The organism is Leptonema illini DSM 21528 (assembly GCF_000243335.1).
GTDB lineage: Bacteria > Spirochaetota > Leptospiria > Leptospirales > Leptonemataceae > Leptonema > Leptonema illini.
The window spans coordinates 2,792,983-2,814,385 of record NZ_JH597773.1 but is presented as its reverse complement, the minus strand read 5'-3'; the positions used below and the strand labels follow the sequence as shown (position 1 = coordinate 2,814,385).

The 21,403-nt window shown below is 53.1% G+C and carries 16 protein-coding genes; 9 read left to right on the top strand and 7 right to left on the bottom strand.

What is annotated here, in order from left to right; all coding sequences use genetic code 11:
- Positions 1 to 23 precede the first annotated feature (23 nt).
- From LEPIL_RS12825 to LEPIL_RS12815, 3 genes are all read right to left on the bottom strand, one after another.
- The gene (locus LEPIL_RS12825) at positions 24 to 2,183 is read right to left on the bottom strand and encodes a hypothetical protein (RefSeq protein WP_002772959.1); all 2,160 of its coding nucleotides are present in this window, start codon (positions 2,181 to 2,183) and stop codon (positions 24 to 26) included.
- 133 nt (positions 2,184 to 2,316) lie between these two features.
- Entirely contained in the window at positions 2,317 to 5,472 is a 3,156-nt protein-coding gene (locus LEPIL_RS12820) for an efflux RND transporter permease subunit (protein WP_002772958.1), read from the bottom strand.
- A gap of 2 nt (positions 5,473 to 5,474) precedes the next feature.
- Entirely contained in the window at positions 5,475 to 6,803 is a 1,329-nt protein-coding gene (locus LEPIL_RS12815) for a TolC family protein (protein ID WP_002772957.1), read from the bottom strand.
- 148 nt (positions 6,804 to 6,951) lie between these two features.
- Here LEPIL_RS12815 and LEPIL_RS12810 point away from each other — a divergent pair, with 148 nt between their 5' ends.
- The 5 genes from LEPIL_RS12810 to LEPIL_RS12790 all read left to right on the top strand — a co-directional run bounded on the left by LEPIL_RS12810 (position 6,952) and on the right by LEPIL_RS12790 (position 13,200).
- Complete coding sequence (locus LEPIL_RS12810) at positions 6,952 to 9,075, top strand: S41 family peptidase (protein ID WP_078123545.1); 2,124 nt, start codon at positions 6,952 to 6,954, stop codon at positions 9,073 to 9,075.
- Positions 9,076 to 9,150: 75 nt separating this feature from the next.
- A complete protein-coding gene (locus tag LEPIL_RS12805; protein ID WP_002772955.1) occupies positions 9,151 to 10,188 on the top strand; it encodes an LIC11966 family surface protein in 1,038 nt (345 codons plus the stop codon).
- Positions 10,189 to 10,197: 9 nt separating this feature from the next.
- A complete protein-coding gene (locus tag LEPIL_RS12800) occupies positions 10,198 to 10,815 on the top strand; it encodes a hypothetical protein (protein ID WP_002772954.1) in 618 nt (205 codons plus the stop codon).
- The gene (locus LEPIL_RS12795; protein ID WP_002772953.1) at positions 10,812 to 12,365 is read left to right on the top strand and encodes a flotillin family protein; all 1,554 of its coding nucleotides are present in this window, start codon (positions 10,812 to 10,814) and stop codon (positions 12,363 to 12,365) included. Before LEPIL_RS12800 ends, LEPIL_RS12795 begins: the two co-directional genes overlap by 4 nt.
- Positions 12,346 to 13,200, top strand: coding sequence for an SH3 domain-containing protein (locus LEPIL_RS12790; RefSeq protein ID WP_002772952.1), 855 nt, complete (start codon positions 12,346 to 12,348; stop codon positions 13,198 to 13,200). The genes LEPIL_RS12795 and LEPIL_RS12790 overlap by 20 nt, the downstream gene beginning before the upstream one ends.
- Before the next feature lie 282 nt (positions 13,201 to 13,482).
- Here LEPIL_RS12790 and LEPIL_RS12785 read toward each other — a convergent pair whose 3' ends face one another.
- Positions 13,483 to 15,171, bottom strand: a complete 1,689-nt coding sequence (locus LEPIL_RS12785; RefSeq protein WP_002772951.1) for a PD40 domain-containing protein — start codon at positions 15,169 to 15,171, stop codon at positions 13,483 to 13,485.
- A gap of 807 nt (positions 15,172 to 15,978) precedes the next feature.
- On the opposite strand from LEPIL_RS12785, the gene LEPIL_RS12780 reads away from it, so the two are divergent.
- Both LEPIL_RS12780 and LEPIL_RS12775 read left to right on the top strand, forming a co-directional pair.
- Complete coding sequence (locus LEPIL_RS12780) at positions 15,979 to 16,260, top strand: transposase (RefSeq protein ID WP_002769616.1); 282 nt, start codon at positions 15,979 to 15,981, stop codon at positions 16,258 to 16,260.
- Positions 16,257 to 17,123 carry an IS3 family transposase gene (locus LEPIL_RS12775; RefSeq protein ID WP_002771521.1) on the top strand — a complete coding sequence of 289 codons (867 nt, stop codon included), beginning with the start codon at positions 16,257 to 16,259 and terminating at the stop codon, positions 17,121 to 17,123. The genes LEPIL_RS12780 and LEPIL_RS12775 overlap by 4 nt, the downstream gene beginning before the upstream one ends.
- On the opposite strand, the gene LEPIL_RS23495 is transcribed toward LEPIL_RS12775, so the two are convergent.
- From LEPIL_RS23495 to LEPIL_RS12770, 3 genes are all read right to left on the bottom strand, one after another.
- On the bottom strand, positions 17,102 to 18,001 hold the full coding sequence (locus LEPIL_RS23495) for a hypothetical protein (protein ID WP_157135074.1): 900 nt from the start codon (positions 17,999 to 18,001) through the stop codon (positions 17,102 to 17,104). The genes LEPIL_RS12775 and LEPIL_RS23495 overlap by 22 nt on opposite strands.
- Positions 18,002 to 18,165: 164 nt before the next feature.
- Positions 18,166 to 18,393: a transposase gene (locus LEPIL_RS23940; protein ID WP_246811967.1), complete on the bottom strand. Its 228-nt coding sequence runs from the start codon at positions 18,391 to 18,393 to the stop codon at positions 18,166 to 18,168.
- A complete protein-coding gene (locus LEPIL_RS12770; protein WP_052608285.1) occupies positions 18,390 to 19,742 on the bottom strand; it encodes a transposase in 1,353 nt (450 codons plus the stop codon). The genes LEPIL_RS23940 and LEPIL_RS12770 overlap by 4 nt, the downstream gene beginning before the upstream one ends.
- 398 nt (positions 19,743 to 20,140) lie before the next feature.
- Between LEPIL_RS12770 and LEPIL_RS22170 the strand changes: the two genes are divergently transcribed.
- Together LEPIL_RS22170 and LEPIL_RS12760 are read left to right on the top strand one after the other, a co-directional pair.
- Positions 20,141 to 20,722: a helix-turn-helix transcriptional regulator gene (locus tag LEPIL_RS22170; protein ID WP_002772947.1), complete on the top strand. Its 582-nt coding sequence runs from the start codon at positions 20,141 to 20,143 to the stop codon at positions 20,720 to 20,722.
- Positions 20,715 to 21,403: MgtC/SapB family protein (locus tag LEPIL_RS12760; protein WP_002772948.1), on the top strand; the 689-nt coding region annotated here is incomplete at its 3' end. The genes LEPIL_RS22170 and LEPIL_RS12760, both read left to right, overlap by 8 nt.

Below are 21,403 nucleotides of genomic sequence, written 5' to 3'. Positions count from 1 at the left end.
TTTTCTGGATCGGGACGTCAGCTTTATTCCTGAGGCGGAGGCTTGCTTAGCTTTATATCGTTTTCGGGGGAGAGTGTAACTTTGTTCAACTGAAGGCGTATTCCGTCCTGTACGAAAATTCGAAACTCGATGTTAGGCGTCGGTCTGGCAATCTCGAAAACGATACTTTTTCGAAATGGGACATCTATCTTTTGCACTTCTCTTGATTCGAAGAGAGCAGACGCCATTGTTTCTTTGCCCATATTGCCGGCCACGTCGAACTCGACTCGTGCTTCTGCTTCTGATCCCTGGAGCAAGATGCCATCCCAGGTGATGCGATATACGCCCGCAGGCAGCGATGTGTAGGGACCGAATGTAAGGACGCCTCCCTGTGTCGCACTTAAGAGAGAGGATCCTTTCTTTTCGCCGACAATGGTGCGGATCGATGGATCATCCATCCGGTACACTATGGCTTCGTTCTTGAATGTAAAAGGACTTTCCGTGATCTGGCGGGAGGCTTGTTTATCACCAGAAGTGTGCAGATTCGGCATGTTTTCGTGACCGCCCCCCTGACATGGGTTCTGTCCGATAAGGCGAATACCCTGTATCCTGATCTTACCATTCATCATAATCCATGCTGCAATTGCCCTGCATAAATGCTCAGATGGATCATCAAGCAGCAATTCGAGAGAATAATCCTGAGGTATGTTACCGCTATATCCATTGATCGTCGGAATGCCCGTTTGCTGCGATGCCAGCATGGCATCGACATGCCTGTAGAAGAAAGGCTGGCCGTCGGGAATGAGAAAAAAAGAAGACGGTCTCGGTTGATCCGATTCTCTCAACTGTGTAGCGATCGCTTCGATACGTTGTCGGTTCCCCTCTATTGAGAAGGCATCATGATTAGCGGTCCATTGATCGGTGACAAGAACCGCTATAAACAAAACGTAGACGACAGTCCCGCGTAAGCCTCTTTTTCTATGCCTCCGCGAAAGGAGTATGCATCGATTCACAGCCCAGGCGGTCATCACCGCCCCGAAAAAAGTGAACAGCAGAGAGATACGAGCAATAGCACGAAGAGCGGAGATGCCTGGTAAATAGTTGAACAGAAGAACGTATAACGACAATCCACCGGGCCATCTCAGCGTTAAAAGTACCAATAAAACCCAGGACAGAAGCAGGGCTCGGTGAACAGGATAGCGATGAAGTTTCTTATGCTTTCGCAGTAGGAACATGAAAAGCAATGTCGATGCCGTTGGTAAAAGACCAAGAAACATGCGATGCTCGTGACTTGCGGTCGTTTCCGGAAGAATATCCTTCATCCAGATCCAGGTCGTGCTTGTTTCAGCTGGAAGCCAGTAAGATGTCAGAGCAGGGAGAAGAGGAAGCACTTCTACCCAGGAGCGACTATGGGTCATCCCTGTTTTATAGTATGGGTACAGGTAAGGTAACAGAATGAGGCCGCTTATGGCGATTGTCGCTGTCAAGGCGATGATCCGGCCGACCTTTAGGGAACAGAACGGACATCGCTTCGACCTTCGCATTGAGAGAACGCTTATCATTGCAAAGATCGTTAGACCAAAAACGAGAAAGACTCCTGTATAGATAGAAATCAAGAACTGAGCAACGACGCTTCCTGCGGCGAATGAAAAATCGATACTGCGTCCTTTCGTGAAGAAGCGATGCAGGAAGTAGAAAGCGGGAGGAATGAAATAGCGGGGTACTAACTGTATATGGCCGAGCTGCTGCATCACCGGTAACCCGAAGGCAAAAACAAAGGCGCCAGTGATAGCCCCCTCCCATTTATGCGGGCCGAACCGAAGCAAGACCGCCAGAGCCGACGCGAAGTTCAAGGAGAAGACGATGACGATCCAGGCCTGGAAGGCCCGGTCATACGGTAGGCCCAGTATTCGCAGGGCACCGTAGATGGGCAGATTCCCGATATGACTGTCGGAGTAGGCGATGGTATTGTCTTCTGTGGGAAAGAAAAAATCCGCATGCCAGAACGACGGTTCCTGACCGGTGAGCCAGCGATAACCATGTTCCAGAACAAACATGTTGAAGCGAGCATCTCCAAGATCGCCGGGAATGCGATCGGGCTCGACGAAGTTGGCCAATCCAAACAGAGGTAGCGTTATTAAAGATAGAAAGAGTAATCCTTGATGGATTCCCTTCGCTGAAAGGAACCGCTGGACGAATGCCATTGACAGGCAGGGGAGCCGTGTTCCCGAGAAGCGTCAAGTACAATTGCTTCAACGTGCTATCTCATGGACCGACCGGCGAGGCTACATCCTGCAGGCTTAGAAGCCATTGGCCTCTAAGCCGTGTGCAGATCGCTCAGAGTCTTGTCTGTCGTCGCTTCTCTCTGCGTCTCTCAAGGGCGAGGTAGAGGTAGGGCAGTATGAGAAGCGTGAGCACGGTCGATGTAAAAAGGCCGCCGACGACGATGGTCGCAAGCGGACGCTGCACCTCGGCGCCGACACCGGTATTCAGGGCCATAGGCAGGAATCCCAGTCCTGCTACGAGGGCCGTCATGAGCACCGGGCGCAGTCGTGTGAGCGTGCCATGATGCACGGCCTCGTAAAGCTCATAGCCCTCTTTGCGCAGCTGATTGAAGAAGTTCACAAGGACGGTGCCGTTCAGGACGGCGATACCCGAGAGTGCGATCAATCCGACTGTGGCCGATACGCTGAACGTGATGCCGCGCATCCAGAGAAGCAGAATGCCTCCGGTGGTGGCGAGTGGAATACCGACGAGGATCAGCAGCGTTTGCAGTAGATCCTTCACGTTCTGTAGCAGCAAAATGAAGATGAGAAAGAACGTGAACGGAATGATGATGAGCATGCGATTGCGTGCCCGTTCAAGGTTCTTGTACTGCCCTGCCCATTCAATGTGATACTCTTTCGGCAGATTGAGCTTGCTTCGCAGGTCGGCGTCGGCCTTCTTAATAAAACCTTCGAGATCCCGGTCTTCCAGATAGATGGATAACCCTGCATAACGACGGGAGTCGATGCGCGAGATGGTCGAAACCTGATCGGTGAACTGAAAGCTGGCGACGTCGCGAAATCCGATGACGCCTCCTTCTGGTAGATCGAGAGGAAAACGCGAGGCCAGGCCTATGTTCTCGCGCCAGCGATCCTGCATGCGCAGCACGATCGGAAATCGGCGATCCTTTTCATAAAAAGAACCGATCTCTTCTCCTGCCATCGCATATTGAAAGCCGACGTGAATGTCGCGCGAGTTGAGGCCCCAGCGGTTCATCTTCTCGGGATCGGGTTTGAAGTCGAGTAGAGGAGTGCGACGCAGCGCCGAGAGCTCATCCTGACCGACCTCGCGCACCTGCGGCATCTGTTCGGGCGAGAGCGCTTCTTCGGCGATCTGCACATACTCCATCAGCTTGCTCAGATCGGGGCCGAAGATACGCAGCGAGGCGTCGGCGCGCGATCCTTCGAGCATCTCGTTGAAGCGCATGGCGATGGGCTGTGTGGGCGAGTATTCGTCGCCTGCAAGATCCTCTTCCAGGCTGAGGCGTTTGCTGATGGCGTCAAAGAGCTCGTTCTTGGTGCGGCGGCGTCCGAGCTCTTCAATAACGGGCCAGGCGTCGCGATCCTTCTTTAGAATAATAAAGCAGTCGGCGAAATTGATGCCCATCGGATCGGTCGCCGATTCGGGCGTTCCGATGCGTGAGAAGACCGTTTCGACCTCTTCAAACTCACGGATAACCTTTTCGGCGTGTTCCTGTCGCTTTACCATTTCGGTGAGCGAGATGTCGGGGCTGCGAACCATACCGACGACAAGATCCTGTTCGTCGAGATCGGGCAGGAATTCGCTTCCCAGTCTGGAAAAAATAAAGAGCGAAATCACAAAGAGCCCGAGCGATGCTCCGGTAAGAATCCGGCCACGACGCAGACTGAAGTTCAGAACGGGCGTATAAAGACGATGAATCCATTCGGTGAGCTTGCTCTGCGTATGCTTCGGCTCTTTCAGAAACAGCAGAGCGAGAACGGGCATGACGAAAAGGGCAAGCACAAGAGAAGCGGCAAGGGCAAGCAGTACGGTGATGGCCATCGGACGGAACATCTTCCCTTCTACACCTGTTAACCCGAGGATGGGAATGTAGACGACGATGATGATCAGCACTCCGGTAACGACAGGAGCGGTGACCTCTCTTAAGGCGTCGGCGATAATCGTGAACTTACCTTCGCGGCGCAATCGATCAGGATCTTCCTCCATCTTGCGCACGATATTCTCGATCATGACGACCGCCCCGTCGACGATAAGCCCGAAGTCGACGGCGCCGAGGCTCATGAGATTCGCGCTGATGCCCATCTCTTCCATGCCCATCAGAGCGATGAGCATAGAAAGCGGAATGGCAAGGCTGACGATGATGGCGGCGCGAAGGTTGCCCAGGAGCAGAAGCAGAATCACGATGACGAGGATGCCGCCTTCAACGAGGTTTTTCTCGACGGTGGCTACCGTAGCGTTAACAAGCTCGGTTCTTGAATAAAGGATTTCAACCTGAACATCTTCGGGCAGCGGAATCGTCGACAGCTTTGTTTCGCTTTCCCGCGCAACATCGCGGCTGTTTGCTCCGATACGCATGAGCACCGTGCCGAGTACGGTCTCTTCGCCGTTCTCTGTGGCCGCTCCGACGCGGGGGAGCGATCCGTCACGCACGTCAGCCAATTCGTCGAGACGCGGCGTCGGCCCGACCGCATAAGGACGTATCGGATAATGCCGGATCTCATCAATCGTACGAAAGCGCGCATCGGATCGAACAAGCACGCGGCGCATGTCGGGCTCAATATAACCCCCGCCTGAGTTCAATCCGACGTTCTGCAATGCGTCGGCAAGCGTTGCCGGCCCGATTCCGTTCTGACGCATGCGATCGGGATGAAACTCGATAAAAACGCCTTTCAGGTAACCGCCGTTGGAGTCGACTTCGGCTACACCGGGCACGGTCTTCATTGCCGGCCGGATTACCCAGTCCTGCACGGTGCGCAGATAACGCAGCCGGTCTTCAACTTGCATCGACGCAAGCGGCGTACCCGGTGTAGCCTTTACGGCATACATGAAGACCTCACCGAGTCCGGTGCTGATCGGGCCGAGCTTCGGATCAATGCCGTCGGGTAACGATCCCTGAAGTCCCTGCAGGCGTTCGGCGATGAGCTGACGCGAAAGATAGAGATCGGCGTGATCTTCAAAGACGATCGTGACAAGGGACAGCCCGTATTTCGTGATCGAACGAATCTCGCGCACATCCTGAATTCCGGCAAGCTCCACCTCGATCGGATAAGTAACGAGGGCCTCGCTCTGTTCGGGGTCCATGGCGCCCGTTTTCGTCTGTACCATTACCTGTATGCCCGTAATATCAGGTACGGCATCGACGGGTAGCTTCGTGATGGCATTCGCTCCGAAGAGAATGAAAAGGAGGACAAGAAAGAGAACCCAGAGAGGGTTCTTCATGGCAAAGGTCTGCAGGCGATGTAACATGATTATTCGAGCTCCTCTCCGACGAGTATTTCAAGGCGACCGAGGGCTGCGGCCGCTTTCAGACGGGCCTCTCCCATGCGGATCAGGATATCGTGAAGGCGTTCGTGTTCGCCCCAGAATTCAAAGTAGGTTATACGGCGAGACACAAGCGCCGCCTCAAGCGCCTGCGTCAACGGCTCGCTCTTGACGAATGTGCGATACAATCGCTCGTAGCTTGCCTTCTCGCCTCTGTAAAGGGCGATCTCCTGTTTAACAAGCAGGTCAAGGCGCTGTTCGAATCGTTTTAGCTCTTCTTCGGCGATCTGTCTGTCGGCGGCGGCCACGTCTGATCCGAATCGTTCGGGCCCGAAGATGCCGAGCGGTATGCGAACGCCGAACTTCCAGAAGTTCTCGCGTTCCGGTGCGTTATTCTGAAAGGTGGGCGAGCTGTAATTTCCGAGATCTCTTTTTCCCGTAGCGGCGAAAAGCTCCACAAAGGGAAAGATCTTTCGCGAGGCCATCTCTTCGGCGGCCTGCGCCATGGCGATGCGATCGCGTCCGAGCAGTACCGGCAACCCTGCACGAGCCTTCTCTATCAATTGAGCCTCATCTCTTAATTCGGGAAGCGGTATCTTTGAAAAGTCTTCGACGACGAGGGAATCCTCGTGCGTTAACCCCAACTCTTTGCGAAGAGCGAGAGTGGAATTGCGATATGACGTCTGGCTGTCGATATAATCGGCCTGAAGCGAGGCGATGCCCATATCAAGGGCCGACGATGTGTAGGCGCCGAGCCGACGATCGAAGTAGCCCTCGCCAAAGGCGGCCTTTAATCTGGTGAAGCGTTTCGTATGTTCGTCAAGATGCTCGCTCATATGGCCATGAATCGATATGCCCAGATAGGCCTCTCGCAGGCGGCTTCGCGCCTGAAGTTTTTCGAGGCGCAACATGTGTTCGGCCAGCGATGTGCGATGCTCTGCTTCTTTGCGCAGGCTGCTGCGACTGCCCGATACGTCGATCTGCTGCCGTACTCCGACTTCGTAGGAGCGTCCCTGCATGCGTTCTTCGGTCGGAACCGTGTCGAAGTAGCCGGCCGGGTACTGTGTGCGGCTGCGTTCATAGCTCAGGTCAAGCTCAGGAGCGGCCGGCAGCAGCGTCGAGGCCTGTTCCTGCTGCTTCTTCTCTCGCTGGACGCGCAGGGCCTGGATATGAACGTCGGGGCTCTGCTCTGAGAGTTGAAGGGCGTCCCGATAGCGCAGAAGTGCCGGCGCATCTTCCTTCGCCAGGATCAGGGCCGGCCAGATCAGTAAGATGAGACCGCCTCGCAAAATCTGCGGCATGAAACGTGAGAACATGGGGGTAATGTATCACAGAAGTGGAATCGTGCAATGGGTCATTTGTCCCTTATGGCCGAAGGCTTGCGAGCTTCTCTGGAGCCATAAGCGACGGGCATAGAAAAAAACAGTTGAACGACATCGGCATACTTATATAAGAGCGTCAGGAATGATTTCTATGCTGAGGCACAGAGCCAGTCGTATCGCTTATCTGTTAATCTTGCTGCCCGTTTTCGTGACGGCGTCTGTAATGGCCTCTCCGGCCGGGCAGACCGGGATTCCCGGACGTGCCGCTACGATGTTTGCCCTGCTTGAGCGTTATCATATTCGAACGCCGGCCGATGCTCGCACCATCGTCAAGCCCGACCTGGTGAAGCGGGACTTTCTCGCCGCCGTCGATTCGTCGGGCTTCTTTCTAATGAAAGACGATGTGGACCGACTGATGTCCATCCCCCTCCGAGTGGACGGCCTTCTGAGCGGTGATGTCGTTTTTTTCGATGCTACCGTAATCACGCTTCGCGAAAGGTTGCTGCAGATGCAGGCTGATCCGCTTCTGCATAACGAGAAGATCAACGAATGGCCGGCCTGGGTGGAGTTTCATTCGGGTTCCGATCCGTCGTACACAAAAACGCCGACCGAACGACGCGAACGCTGGAAGAAGCTGCTACGCCATCGCATGCTTTTACAGGCGTTTTTCGAAAAGCCCGATGCGACTGTGGCGGAATTTCAGGCGCTGCTTGATAAGAAGGGGGAATCGTACCTCGCCATCGCCCGCAAGCGTGAGCTGGCGCGAATTCAACGTAAACTCGAACATCCCGATGGGTTTGAGAAGTCGCTCAGTTCTCTTTTCTTGAACATCATCAGCTCGCAGTATGATCCGCATACGGCGTTCTTCAGTATGTCGGATCGCAAGATGATGGAAGAGTCGTTATCGGCGCGAGCCATGACCTATGGCTTCACGATCTCACGCAGCACGGGCGGCGAGATCCGCATCGAACGCCTGATCCCAGGCGGAGCGGCCGATCGTTCAGGTAAGCTGCGCAAGCAGGACGTGCTTCTGCTTGCCGAGCTACAGGAGCCAGCCGGCGTCAGACAGGTTCACTTCGCCGATCTCAGTCTTGATGAGGCCGATGAGCAGCTCTCGCATCCGCGATCCATGCAGATGACGCTTACGGTGCGCAGAGCGGACGGTTCGACCGACCGAGTGTCGCTGCGCAAGCAGAAGGCAAGAAGCGAGCGCAATGCGGTTAACGGTTTTCTGTTAAAGGGATCGAGTCGTGTCGGCTATATCTATCTACCCTCGTTTTATGCTAACTGGGATTCCCCCGATGCTCCGGCCTTTGCCGACGACGTCGCCCGCGAGATCCTGAAGCTGAAGCGTGACGGTATGCAGGGCCTGATCCTTGATCTTCGCGGCAACGGAGGCGGCTCGGTACAGGAGGCGTTAAATCTTGCCGGGCTTTTTATCGACTCCGGTCCGTTTATGGTCGAAAGACAGAGAGAGGGAAGACCGCGTCTTTTAAAAGATCCGAGCCGCGGAACGGTCTATGACGGCCCGCTCATTCTTCTCGTGAATGGTCAGAGCGCCTCGGCATCGGAATTCTTCGCGCAGATCTTGCGAGATTATGACCGCGCCCTTATCGTGGGCAATACCACATTTGGCAAGGCGACGTCGCAGGTCGTACTTCCGCTCACGCTCGACGATCGTATTCTGAATCGGCCTCAACTCTGGAGTCAGTTGAATATAGATTCTCTGAAGCTGACGGTGAACGTGTATTATAATCTTGAGGGCACGAGTCATCAGCGCAGAGGCGTCGAACCCGACATCGTTCTGCCCGAACCCGTCGCCCCGACAGAGCAGAGCGGAGAGGCAGGTTATCCGTCCGCCCTTGAAAGCGACAGTATTGATAGAAAGATCGCGGTTGAAAAATCGGGCGAGCTTCCTCGTTCAAAGCTTCTGCGCAAAAGCCGTAACCGAATGTCAGACGGAAGGTTCGGGCGTATGACGCAGATCGCAGAGCGTCTGGCCCCGGCCTTTGCTCCCGTTGAACGCTTCTCGCTTGAGCCTCAGGCCTTCTTTGAAAAGATGCAGGGCCAATGGAAGGATTTTGAGGCCATGGATGCCGTTCTTTTCGAGAAGAGTTCAGAGTACACCGTCGTCGTCGACAGGGCGGAGCTTGATATCGAGAAGATGGATCCGTATCGCAAAGAGATGAACGACTTTCAGCGAGAGCGAATTGAAAGAGATCTTTATATCGAAGAAGGCTACAGGATTATGGACGACTGGCTGTAGAATCGGCCCGTGAAACGGAAGAGCCCCATACTCACAGAAAAAATCTAAACAATTCTATTTCAGGGAAGGAACATTATGAATAAAGCGTTAAAAGGCATCGCCATCGCATGTGTGATGCTCGTTGCAGCGTCGATCCAGGCTCGTTCGGGACGGGAGGCGCTCACGTACATGGAGAAGATATCGAAGCCGACTGAGAAGATACCCATTGATATGTGGGATTACATTCGGTCAGCGGCGCATAGCAAAAACGCCGTTCAGGTGGAGAACAAGCGCCGCTCTTTAATTCAGAACGTCGCCACCGTGCGCGCGGCAACGGCACGCCAGCCCGGATTCGACGGTGACACGACCTTTCGCGACTCTCTTGTGCATTATCTGACGACGCTGCATATCATCCTCACCGAAGACTACGGCAAGATCGTCGATATGGAAGAGGTGGCCGAGCAGTCATACGACGCGATGGAGGCCTACCTGCTTGCCAAAGAAAAGGCGAACGTGAAGATGAACGAGGCCGCCGAGGCGTTCCGCAAGGCCGAAGAAGAGTACGCCTCGAAGCATAATATCAAACTGATTTATACGGAAAGCGAGGTTTCAAAGAATCTAAAAAAAGCCGGCGAGGTGATGGCGCACTACAATCAGGTCTATCTGATCTTCTTCAAGAGCTACAAGCAGGAGCTTTATCTACTCGATGCTCTTAACAAGCAGGATATGGGTAAGTTCGAGCAGAACCGTCTCGCCCTTGCAAAGACGACCGATAAAGGCCTTGATCTGCTGGATGATATCGACGATTACAACGGAGACGATTCGCTTCTTGATGCATGTGAAGAGTATCTGGAATTCGCGAATAAAGAGGCCGAAGAACATCTGAAGATCGTATCGGAATTCCAGTCAAAGCAGGAACAATTCGAAGATATTAAGAGAGCCTTTGAAGCGAAAAAGCAGAGCGAGCGCACTCAGAAGGATGTGGACCTGTATAACGCAAAGGTGAAAGAAGTGAACGACGCCAGCCAGCGTTACAATAACATGATGAATCAGCTCAATCAGAACCGCAGCCGCCTGATAGACTTCTGGAACAAGAGCGGAACGCGCTTTTTCGAGCGCCATGTTCCGAAGTGAAAAGAACGCATGTTTGAAAGTCTCGAAACGGGCCTTGATGCAGTTTTTCTCTTCTGCGCCGTAATTGGTGGAACGGTTTTCGTTATACAGACGATTCTTCAGTTCATCGGATTTGCCGGCGCAGAACAGGGCGATCTTGATATGGGGCTTGATGCCGATCTGGACGCCGATGCGGGCCTGTCGGATCACGGACCTCATGATTCCGATAGCAGCTTCAGATACCTGTCGCTGCAGACGTTATCGACGTTCTTTATGATATCGGGTCTTGCCGGCCTTGCCATGCACCGGCAGAGTGCGTTCCCGGCCTATATGTCGATCGGCGTCGCTGTCGGCGCCGGCATCATCGCCGTGCGGATTGTCGCCTATATCTTTCAGGGTATGTTTTCGCTTCAGTCAAAAGGCAATGCCGATATGTCGACCGCCGTCGGCACGTTAGCCACCGTCTATCTGCAGATTCCGAAGGCAGAGACGGGACAGATCGAGGTCGTCGTCGGATCGCGGCGTCGTATCTGCGAGGCCGTACATGAATCCAATGACGCCATTCCCACCGGGGCGTCGGTTCGCGTCGTGCGTCTGCTTGCAGGCGGACGTTTTCTGGTGGAAAGAGTCGAGGAGAAAAAGGGATGAATTACTGGATCTTATTGGTTATAGCCGGAGTACTGCTTTTTATCACAACGACCGTTTTTCTCGCATCGAGATATCGTCGCTGCCCCTCTGATATGATCCTTGTCGTCTACGGTCGCGTCGGCGCCGGTCAATCGGCGCGCTGTATTCATGGCGGTGGCGCTCTGATCCTGCCGTTGATACAGGATTATTCCTATCTCAAGCTGACGCCGATGACGATCAATATTCCGCTTCAGAACGCACTGTCGCAGCAGAACATCCGCATCAACGTGCCGAGTACCTTCACCGTCGGCATCAGTACCGACGAGACGATCATGTACAACGCCGCCGAGCGCCTTCTCGGCCTTTCATCCGATCTTATCATGGATATGGCCCGTGAGATCATCTTCGGCCAGCTGCGCCTCACCGTCGCCTCGTTAACCATCGAGCAGATCAATCAGGACCGCGAGAGCTTCCTTGCCTCGATTCGAAAGAACGTCGAGCCCGAGCTGAACAAGATCGGGCTGTATCTCATCAACGTGAACATCACCGATATTACGGACAGCTCGGATTATATCGAGAGCATTGGTAAAAAGGCCGCCGCCGAGGCCATCAACAGAGCGAAGATCGACGTCGCCGAACAGGACAAGATCGGAGCCATCGGAACGGCGGAGGCGGTGCGCGACAAAGAGATTCGCGTCGCCGAGAATCTCGCCGAAGCCGAGAAAGGGAAGAAAAAGGCCGAAGCCGACCGACGTATCGTCGTGCAGCAACAGGAGACGACGGCAGCCATCGGCGAGGCCCAGGCCCTTCGCGAGAAAGAGATCAACGTCGCCGAGAACCTTGCCGAGGCCGACAAAGGCAAGAAGAAGGCCGACACCGATCGCCGCGTGTATGTGCAATCCCAGGAAGCCGAGGCCGTCTCGGGCGAGAACCAATCGCGAGCCGCTATTGCCGATTCCAACGCAGAGTTAGCCGTGCGCGAGTCTGAGTCCCGACAGCGCGGCGATGTGGCCCGTTACGAGGCCGAAGCGGAGATCCAGCGAGCGCAGGCGAAGTCCGAAGAACAGCGCCTCATCGCCTCTGAGATCGTTCCCAAGAATATCGAGCGGCAGAAGATCGAGATCCAGGCCGAGGCTGAGGCCGAGAAGGTACGTCGTGAGGCCCGCGGCGATGCCGACGCCACCCTGATGCGTTACGAAGCGGAGGCGCGCGGTATCAGGCAGGTACTGGAAAGCAAGGCCGAGGGCTACAGGGTGCTCGTTGAAAGCACAGGCGGCGATGCAAAGGCGGCCGCCACGCTTCTTTTGATCGAGAAGCTCGAAGAGATCGTGCGTCTGCAGGTCGAGGCCATCAAGAATATCAAGATCGACCGTATCACCGTCTGGGATCCGGCCGGCGGCTCCGCTGACGGCTCTGCGACGGCTAACTTTCTCTCGGGCCTTGTGCGCAGCCTTCCTCCGCTGCATGATCTTGCCGGAATGGCCGGTATCGATTTGCCCGAGTATTTAGGGCAGGTGGCCGAGGAGGCGGCGAAAAAAGGCGCGAAGAAGGATGAGAAGCTGGAGGGATAGGGCCGTATTCCGCAGAAGTCTGGCAGGCCTTCTCTTTGCAGTTTCTCTATTACCGCTATTGTTCGGTTGTCGTGACGCGGAGCGGCCTTCGTCTTACACGTGGAATGATAACCGACCTCAGCTATACTTTCGTGTGGTGACGCCCTCGGGCCTGAATTTGCGAAGTGAGGCCAGCGTTCAGTCAGGGATTGTGACGACGCTTCCCTTTGACACGATAGGGCGGGTGCTGGATCAAACTTCTTCCGTCGAGGTTATCCAGGGACGCCGTGGTTTCTGGATGCAAACTGAGGTGAAAGGACAGAAAGGGTGGATCTTTTCTGGATTCGTCATAACATCGACGAACATCGGTGATCTGAGTCCCATGACTCTTGAGACAGACCCGGAGCGCCTTCCGTTGATTGAAGCCTCGTCGCTGCAAGGCTCGCATTCTGTGGAGAAGCTTGAGTTGCCGGGCTTTGTTGTTGAGAGCTATGCATTGGAGGAGGATCATGTCGCAGCAATTCCGCTGCACCTTCACCCTTCAAAAAAAGCTTCCTGTTTCTACTCACATGCACCGATTGGTCCGATTCAACCGGCCGTTGAGGTCCGCCGTTCGGCTAACGTGCTTTATACTCTTGTTAAAGTGCCGATCTGTGAACCGACTCCGGAGCAGAATGCCCTTTTACAGAAGGGCGAAGAGTTGCTCGTTGAAGATGTTCGATTGTTCTCAAGCATTTCATTAACCAGACTGGAAGTGACTGCTCGCGGCTTCAATTTGATCCGGCGTCAGGTGGCATCGGTGCCCGATGAATTCAGAGCGGAGTGGGATCAAGCCGAGCTGCTGGAGGAGCCGTAGTTCTGAGGGGCCGCAGATTCTTGTGTTCATGCTTCATTGGCGAGCAGGCTTAGCGTGTAGAGGAGCACTATGTGGACTCAAAACAGAAGCGCACGGCATATTAAAAATATCGGAACTTCAGTTGGATGTGATAGCAATAGAAATATGTCACGAAAGTCTGAAAAAGATAGAATGACTGGTGATCCTCAGAATCTCCTTGCACAGGCTTCCGTGTTGCGAGAATGGCAGCGTCAGACGTACGAGAAAGAAAGAGCATCGCCCATGCGAATTTGTAATTTAGGATTATTGCCAGCTGGGTTGAAGGTTTAGATTTGACGTTTGCTGGCCGTTCAACCAGAAGGCTGGAGTAGAAGGGTCAAGACCGGCTTCAGCCAGAACCGGGAAAAAGGCTGTTGCCCATATTTGAGGTTTTTGTGCGTTCTCGAGTCGGACTCCAAAATCTCTCCTGGAAGTAAAAAGAATCCAGTATATTCGCTCGCCATCAGGGCCCAAAAAAGCGGTGGGTGACCAATCTGCCGAGCTATTGGAGGTCATAGGTTTCAGGTTGGCATTATTCAATCGGATTGGACTGGATGAACCGTCAGTTTTCACCACCCATAGTTCGGATTTGAGGCTGGCATAGTTGCTGGTGTTGTCGCTAATCCGCGTAAAGAGAAGCCATTTGCCGTCTGGCGAAAAGGAGGGATCGAAGTTGTTCCCGTTACCGACAACGAGCGTTATGGCATTGCTCAATGTTCCGTTGCCGCTATCAAATTCGGCAAGCTTTATGGTTCCGTCAGTGAAGGCAATATCATTACCACTTGATCGGGTAACGAAGGCAATATATTTGCCATCTCTCGAAAAAGCAGGCTGAGTGGCCAGTGCTTCCGTCGGTAGATCCGCAACAGAACTCCCATCCGAAAAATTGCGTAGGGTAAGTATCCCATTGAACGCCGTCACAAGTCTGCTTCCATCTGGCGAGAAAGAAGCATAGGTCCATTTTCGGGCGGGGTTTTCGGGAAGTACAGTCATAGTCGTAGCGTTGAGTAATCCGCCATTGCCAATGCCCTGATCATAGGTAAAAGCAAGCCTGTTACTATCCTGCGAGACGGCATGGCATCCGATGCATCGACCACCTGATGTAGCATCACTATAAAACGTTGTAAATGATGTTTCATTAGTTGCCAGATCGCGTGAGAGCACAGAAGTTTGAGACTGTGAATAAGAGTCTGCGAACACGCGACCACTCCATTCCGAGCCGGTTGCTATCACTTTTGTCTGGGCTGATCGGTTGATTGTCATACCTGAAAGCCCTTTGATAACTATGTTTATTTGCTTGCCTGACTGAGTCAGTAGACGGGTCGAATCTGCATCAAGGATGAACCATGAGTTCTGACCACTGGCCTGGGTCAGATATTTCCTTATCCTGACAAATTCGTTCGAAACGGTAGCTTCAAATAGCTGCTCTGTTTGTGAATCTTTCCAGTGAACATCCAGACCGCTCACATTATTCGGAATCATCGTCTGGTCTTGTGGGTAGACAACCGTTATGCTTTGCTCCCCTGATCCTGTTGCATTCTCAAAGAGATCCATGCTGTTGGGGGGGGCGCCCGGAAATAGCTCAACGCTATCAATGAAGACCGTAAGACCTGTTTCCACAGACCGACCATTCACGGTTCCGATTACTCGTAGTGGGCCGGCAGTCGATCCGGAAATGGTCAGCTCTGATCCAGTGAATGAGCCTGCCTCGGGCTTGCTCAAGCTGAACTGAGCATCACCTGTTACATCCTTACCGTCGATAGTCATCGAATAGGTTATCGATGCCGGTCCGTTGCCGGTATAGGTTATCGAAGTGTTCGTTGGCTCAATCTGAGGCAGGTTGCCAACGCTTTTGAGAGAAGTTAGCAGCCACCAGGGGGCTGCATCCTTCTGGCTACAACCAAATAGAAGTAGGAAAAGTGCAAGGATGATCGTTTTCTTTATTCCCATCATGGCTGTATATTGTACTGACAACGAGTTATGATTGTAGAGTGTTTCTATACGTATCGGATGAGGCGTCAATAGAAAATGGCTATTGGCTGAAAATTGTCGTTTTGTCCGAGTTTGGTGCTCTGTTGTGCTGGCAGGCAAAAAATGTGGTCTTCGTGTATCTATCGGAACTCATTTTAATACCACAGGCCATCTCAAAAATGACTGAAAAGCGTGGCGATGCGGCCTGATCTAAGTGAGGACATGTGTTCTCCCAATATCCCTCCGAATCGATTGGGTATTCTGCGGACACGTTGGAGCCTGACAAGAAGCCTGCCCACCGTCCATCTGTGTTTGTATCTTCGCAATTCTCTTCCGTCCTGCAGGCTCACTTTTTCAATCCTGTCTATGTGGTGGTGAGCCTGGAGACTCCCGAATATCAATGATCTGAAGACCATTGTGGATGTAGACAAAATGGATAAAACAGCCCTCGGTTACGTCCGCTGTGTGTCGTCTATCCAGGGATGTAACGAATCGGGAAATGGGGAGACGACGACATCAGGCCGAGAAGTTCACTTCATCGAAAAATCGCCGTCTTTATGCAGCGTCCTGAAACAGCACACCCGGAAATACCGGTATCGCTCCATGCAACGATTACGTGACCCGCGCTACTCACAGCAATATCGAGCAAGCTATCTGCTGACCCGGTGCCAACTGTCACAGTGTTCACGACGGCCTGGCTTGAAAGATTAAGAGTTGCAACCTGTACGGTAGCATTGATCTTCCCCCCTTTTCCTGGACAGGAGACAGTAAAATGAAAAGGGGTAATTTATGGGCAAAAGAGGCCAGCATTACGATGATAGCTTTCGCAGAATGGCGGTGGATCGGTGGATTCGCGGCGGCAAAACCAGCAAGGAAGTAGCCGACGATCTTGGAATCTCTGTCAATTCCTTGAGAGCATGGAAAGCGCTGTATCTATCAGAACCGGGTGGACCCCAGCAGCAAAACCTGCAAGAGGAAGTTAATCGTTTAAAAAAGGAAGTCATGGAGCTACAGGAGGAGCGCGATATTCTAAAAAAGTCCGTTGCCATCTTCTTGAAACCCCGAAAATGAAATTCGCCTGGATACAGGAGAATCGCTCCGAGTTTTCGGTAAGGAAGATGTGCCGTGTGCTTGATGTATCGGAGAGCGGCTTTTATGAATCACAGATTCGACCTCCTTCACAGCGCTCAACAGAAGATGCTCGAATTGTGGAAGCAATCAGAGTGATCGCTGATGAAACGTTTGGTACCTATGGCAGTCCTCGCGTGACTCCGGAGCTCCATAATACAGGCATGAAAGTTAACCGAAAGCGGGTGGAAAGGCTGATGAGGGAAAACGACATTTCTGCAAGAAATCCGAGGGTTTTTCGTGTAAAGACGACGGATTCCAATCATGAATTGCCGGTTTCGCCCGATCTTGTTCAGCGAAACTTTGAGCCAGGTGCACTTGATCGAATCTGGGTAACTGATATCACCTATATCGAAACAACCGGAGGATTCGCTTACCTGACGACCTTCATGGACCTTGGAAATCGTGAAATCGTCGGCTGGAAACTTTCTGACAATATGCGATCGGAGTCGATCGTTGCCGCTTTGAGGCAGGCCTTGAATCGAAGGGGGCAGAATACCAAAGGCCTGATTATACATTCAGATCGTGGGGTACAATATGCATCGAAAGAGTATCGTGATGTATTGAAAGGTAAGAAGATAAGCCAGAGCATGAGTCGCAAAGGGAACTGCTGGGACAATGCTGTTCAGGAATCGTTCTTCCATACCTTGAAAACTGAATGTTTATACAGAATCGGGTTTTTTCCGAATTTTGAAGACCTACGAAGAATTCTGTTTGACTATATCGAAGTGTTCTACAACCGTAGAAGGAGGCATTCTGCTCTCGGGTACTTAAGCCCGGTAGCTTATGCACAGCAAATTGCATGATTCCCTCCGGAATATTGGGGGAAGATCACATTACTGCCGCTGGTTTCTGTCCAGGCTATGTAAGCACGTCCCGTTTCGCTTGCTGCGATGACGGGGCCGGTGCCGATGGTCGCATTCGTTAGATTGATGTTGGTGGGGGCCCATGTACCACCGGAAAAGAATCGGATCGAGATGCTGCCGGCACCCGCCCATGCAGCAACGCCGTTTCCGGATGAATCAAGTGTTGTACGGAGAGCCTGATGAGGCAGTGAGTATAGATTTGTTCCGAAGTCCCATGCAGCACCATTCCAGTAATACCCCGATATATTAGATCCATCAGATACGATTGTCAATAGCTGTCCGGAATCATTCAGGTCTGCGGCGGTCGGGATATTCATAGCATTGCCGGGGCCGCTGCGGTCTATCCAGCCGCTTCCAGTCGAGTAAGTATAAACATGATTCTCAGCCTGGTACCAACCGCTATAAACAGTAAGACCGGCCGGCGTGTACGCCAGCGCGTTGTCGTTGGTAGACAGACTGTTAACGGTTGTTGGACCAGAAAAAGCAGTCCCATTGAATTCGAATGAAGAAAGAGAACCACAGACCATCAATCCGTGGCCTGAGCTCCATAGTGCTACAGCGGGCGACGTACAGTAGCTGGTTACTGTTGTCGGGACGGCGTAAGTTCCAGCACCCGCGAAGAAGGAGGCGCGGTTCTGGGTATTGTACCATGTTGCAATGGCCGCGCCGGAAGCATTCACTGCAAGATCTAAAGGCAGTGGTGCATACAGTGTGGCGCTGATGGAATCGAGAGTCTGGTTTATCCAGGTAGTGCCATGAGCTACTTTAACGATAACGGTTCCGGTCTGGCCCGTATTTGGCGAATCAGCAAAAAGCACATGGGCCGTACCGGTGGAACTGATGCCCGCATTTATGGAGGGGCGACCCGGGCCCGATAACACAGCAACGGTTTCAGGGGGATTCCATGCCAGCGTCCCAGAGTCTGTCGAAAAACCTATCTCGTTAAGCGCGTGAGCTCCCGGTCGCCCGACCGGGCTCTTGCTCAGATATTGTCAGCCGCAATCGGATTTACCCGGACAAACCCGATCATTCGGGCAAGGTTATGGGCAATGCACCGCTCAGACCATTCAACTTGAACCCTTTCTCTTGTTCGCCGCAAGAACTGCCAGCCATTACGAGCACTTTTCATCACACCAAAGACGCCCTCGACAGATGGAAATCGGCGAGCATAGGTTTTCTTCCCATCTGGAGTTGCCAGCTTCTCTCTCATGAGAAGGGTAAGGGGATTGGAAATAGACCGCATCCCCGTTTTCTTTTTTTGCTTCCATGATGGGGAGGTAAACTACGGACTTGTAAATCGGGAATATGTTTGGTCTGAATCCAGAGCTCTTTGCGCTTGCCTTCCGGGCCAATACATTGCTCTTTCATAGAGCACCGGGAACAGCCATAACGTCGATAGTGCCGGTAGAGGACTCCCTGTAGATTTCTCTCGCGCTGGAAGGTGAGGATTTCGCCGGCCGGACACTGAAAGCAATCGTTGTCTCGGTCGTAGTGGAATTGCAACAAGGCATGGCTGCTCTCAATCAGAGGCGGTTCAGCGGCAGCCTCATTTCTTTCCTCCGGCTTGATCTTACCGCCGGTCTTCTTGTGTGCCAGTTCCCGGTCTGGCATATAGAGGTCATGCCCTGTAAGCTCTTTGAGAATATTCTCGCTCGCATATCCACAATCGAGAACGTATTTGATTTCGTCTGTTTTTTTGGGAAGGAACTCCGCCTTTACGCCCTCAACTCTGTTCACAAGCGAACTGGTGAATGTACTGTCGCTCTGTCCCGTAACAATTTCCTGATAAACAATCATGCCACTCTGGAAATCCACTGCATTCTGGGCCGAATAACCCACGATGAAGCTGTTGGATCCGTCTTTGTGCCAGTCTGCATCTGGATCTGTAAGATGAACTCGCTTTCGGTCAGGTCTGGATTTCAAGAACTCCAGCCCCAGAGACAGCTTCTCTTTCTGGATCTCCAGTTGTTGGATTTTCTTTGCCAGTAATTCCTGTTCTGCATCGTTCTGTGATGCCTCCCATTCATCGTAGCGTTTCTTACAGACAGATTCAAGATGCTCGTAACGCCTTTCAAGTTCCTCGCGAGTGCCTATATCCCGTCTGTTTGCACTGGCCTTGATCTTTGTGCTGTCAATGCTGACGGTATCCAGATCGATGAATCCCGATTCGATACCGAGGAACACTGTCTGCGTGAACAATTCCTGAATTGCTGCCGCATGCCTCAGCCGGAACTTTCCGAGGGTTGAATGATCCATCTCCATCCCACCGGACAGATACATCAAATCTGCACGCTGTCCGAGATCTCGCTCAAGGGCTCGCATGGAAAGGTTTCCATACAACAATGAATAGATGATGATAGCCAGAACTCGGTCGGGCGGCATGGCCGGGCGACCTCCCTGCTTCGAATCATTCCTGTAACTCGCATCAAAGCGGCTGAGATCTAGCCGCCGGACCGTCTCAAGCAGGCGGGAGATGGGATGATCCTCCGGAAACAACTCCGAGAAATTCAAGATAACGATCTGGCTCTGATCAGAGTCAGGCTGTTTGTAGCGTGCCATGCTCCCCGATAATCTACCCGGCCGGTAATTTCCAGGGGAATTCAGAATTGATTCAGGTTTTTCGACAGACTCCCCACCACCCCCGCTGCCTCCAAAGAGCCCGAGCTCGATGCTGAGCCCGCTCAAAAGAAGGCCTTCAGCGCCCGAGGTATCCAGCGAGACCTTTTCGGCCTGCATGCAGGAGGCCAGAGAAAACAGGCTGCATACTAATATAGAGGAAATCTTGTGTTTCATGGCAGGCCTCCGCAATTCACAGACAACAGTCGCTCGGGATTTTTCAATAAATTGAAAAAAAGCGACCTCCCCGGAACTAACCCAAGCCCCTCCTCAGGCACTCAGAGCCTTCTGCCCCCGGTGAAAACACTTGCCGCGCTGCCTCTGAGCCAGACCCTGTGCGTATGGACGAGCCCGTACACCAGAGTCTGAATCCTATGCCCGCCGGGCCTTTTTCCCGTCCCGGTGCGATTCTCGTCGGGGCGCTTGTCTTTCTTAATCTGTACGATGTCTTGTATCATCTGGTCACCGAGCAGACGCTGAGCCTGCACCAGCTTTCCGAGGCGGTGATGGTTACGTCGATTACGGCCTTTGCCATATTTCTGCTGCTTCGGCATCGGCGCACCCTGGGTCGGGCCGGCGAGCAGATGGAGCGGATTCGAGCCGAGGCCGATGAGGCGCGCAGGGAGGCCCAGAAGACGGCCGATGAGCTGCGACGATACAGACAGGAAAACCGCGATGCCTTCGAGACGCTGCGCCGTGCGATGAACGATCAGTTTGGGCGCTGGCGCTTTTCGCCCGAAGAACAGAGGGCGGCCAGGCTGATCATCCAGGGGCTGAGTTTTCGCGAGATAGCCGCTCGGTTGAACAAGAGCGAGAAGACGATCCGCAACCAGAGTCTTTCCATTTACGAGAAATCGGGCATGACCGGTCGAAACGATCTTGCCGCCTTCTTTCTTCTCGACATCCTGGATATCGATGAATGAGATCGATCTCAGTATTCGTTTCGGATTATCCCTTGCGCTGGGCCTTTTTCTCGGCCTTGAACGCCAGCTTTCGCATAACGTTTCGCTTCTTCCCGATCAGCTGAAATCGACGCCCGACGATGCCGCTTTAGATGCCGGCGAAGAGCGTTCGCTCGATTCTTCCGAAAGGCATTTCGCCGGCGTGCGCACGTTTTCACTTATCAGCCTGCTCGGCGCCATCTCGTTATACATCGGTCAATCTCTCGGAATGGAATGGATGTTCGTCGTCGTTTTCGGAGCGCTGGCCCTTCTCTTGATCGCTTCAAACGTCCTGTGGCATCTGTCGGGTACGACGGGCACGACGACCTATATTACGGCGATGCTTGCCTTTTTGATCGGCGGCCTGTGTATGCAGGGCATGTTTTTGCTGGCGGTCTCGGTGACGGTCAGCATCGCCTTTATTCTCGCGATCAAGAAATGGATTAACCGGATGATCGTGCGAATCGAGCCCGAAGATATCAGCGCCACGTTGAAGTTCGCCATCATCACGGCCATCGTTCTACCGCTTCTGCCCGATCGGAACTTCGGCTGGGGTGACTGGCAGTATCTCAATCCCTACAAGATATGGCTGATGGTCGTTCTGATATCGGCCATCAACTTCGTCAGCTACGTTCTCATGAAAGCGATCGGAGAGGAGTCAGG

Bases quoted from the DNA above. Each gene is read 5' to 3' on its own strand.
- LEPIL_RS12825 (WP_002772959.1), bottom strand. From the start codon at position 2,183: ATGGCATTCGTCCAGCGGTTCCTTTCAGCGAAGGGAATCCATCAAGGA.
- LEPIL_RS12820 (WP_002772958.1), bottom strand. From the start codon at position 5,472: ATGTTACATCGCCTGCAGACCTTTGCCATGAAGAACCCTCTCTGGGTT.
- LEPIL_RS12815 (WP_002772957.1), bottom strand. From the start codon at position 6,803: ATGTTCTCACGTTTCATGCCGCAGATTTTGCGAGGCGGTCTCATCTTA.
- LEPIL_RS12810 (WP_078123545.1), top strand. From the start codon at position 6,952: ATGATTTCTATGCTGAGGCACAGAGCCAGTCGTATCGCTTATCTGTTA.
- LEPIL_RS12805 (WP_002772955.1), top strand. From the start codon at position 9,151: ATGAATAAAGCGTTAAAAGGCATCGCCATCGCATGTGTGATGCTCGTT.
- LEPIL_RS12800 (WP_002772954.1), top strand. From the start codon at position 10,198: ATGTTTGAAAGTCTCGAAACGGGCCTTGATGCAGTTTTTCTCTTCTGC.
- LEPIL_RS12795 (WP_002772953.1), top strand. From the start codon at position 10,812: ATGAATTACTGGATCTTATTGGTTATAGCCGGAGTACTGCTTTTTATC.
- LEPIL_RS12790 (WP_002772952.1), top strand. From the start codon at position 12,346: ATGAGAAGCTGGAGGGATAGGGCCGTATTCCGCAGAAGTCTGGCAGGC.
- LEPIL_RS12785 (WP_002772951.1), bottom strand. From the start codon at position 15,171: ATGATGGGAATAAAGAAAACGATCATCCTTGCACTTTTCCTACTTCTA.
- LEPIL_RS12780 (WP_002769616.1), top strand. From the start codon at position 15,979: ATGGGCAAAAGAGGCCAGCATTACGATGATAGCTTTCGCAGAATGGCG.
- LEPIL_RS12775 (WP_002771521.1), top strand. From the start codon at position 16,257: ATGAAATTCGCCTGGATACAGGAGAATCGCTCCGAGTTTTCGGTAAGG.
- LEPIL_RS23940 (WP_246811967.1), bottom strand. From the start codon at position 18,393: ATGAGAGAGAAGCTGGCAACTCCAGATGGGAAGAAAACCTATGCTCGC.
- LEPIL_RS12770 (WP_052608285.1), bottom strand. From the start codon at position 19,742: ATGGCACGCTACAAACAGCCTGACTCTGATCAGAGCCAGATCGTTATC.
- LEPIL_RS22170 (WP_002772947.1), top strand. From the start codon at position 20,141: ATGGACGAGCCCGTACACCAGAGTCTGAATCCTATGCCCGCCGGGCCT.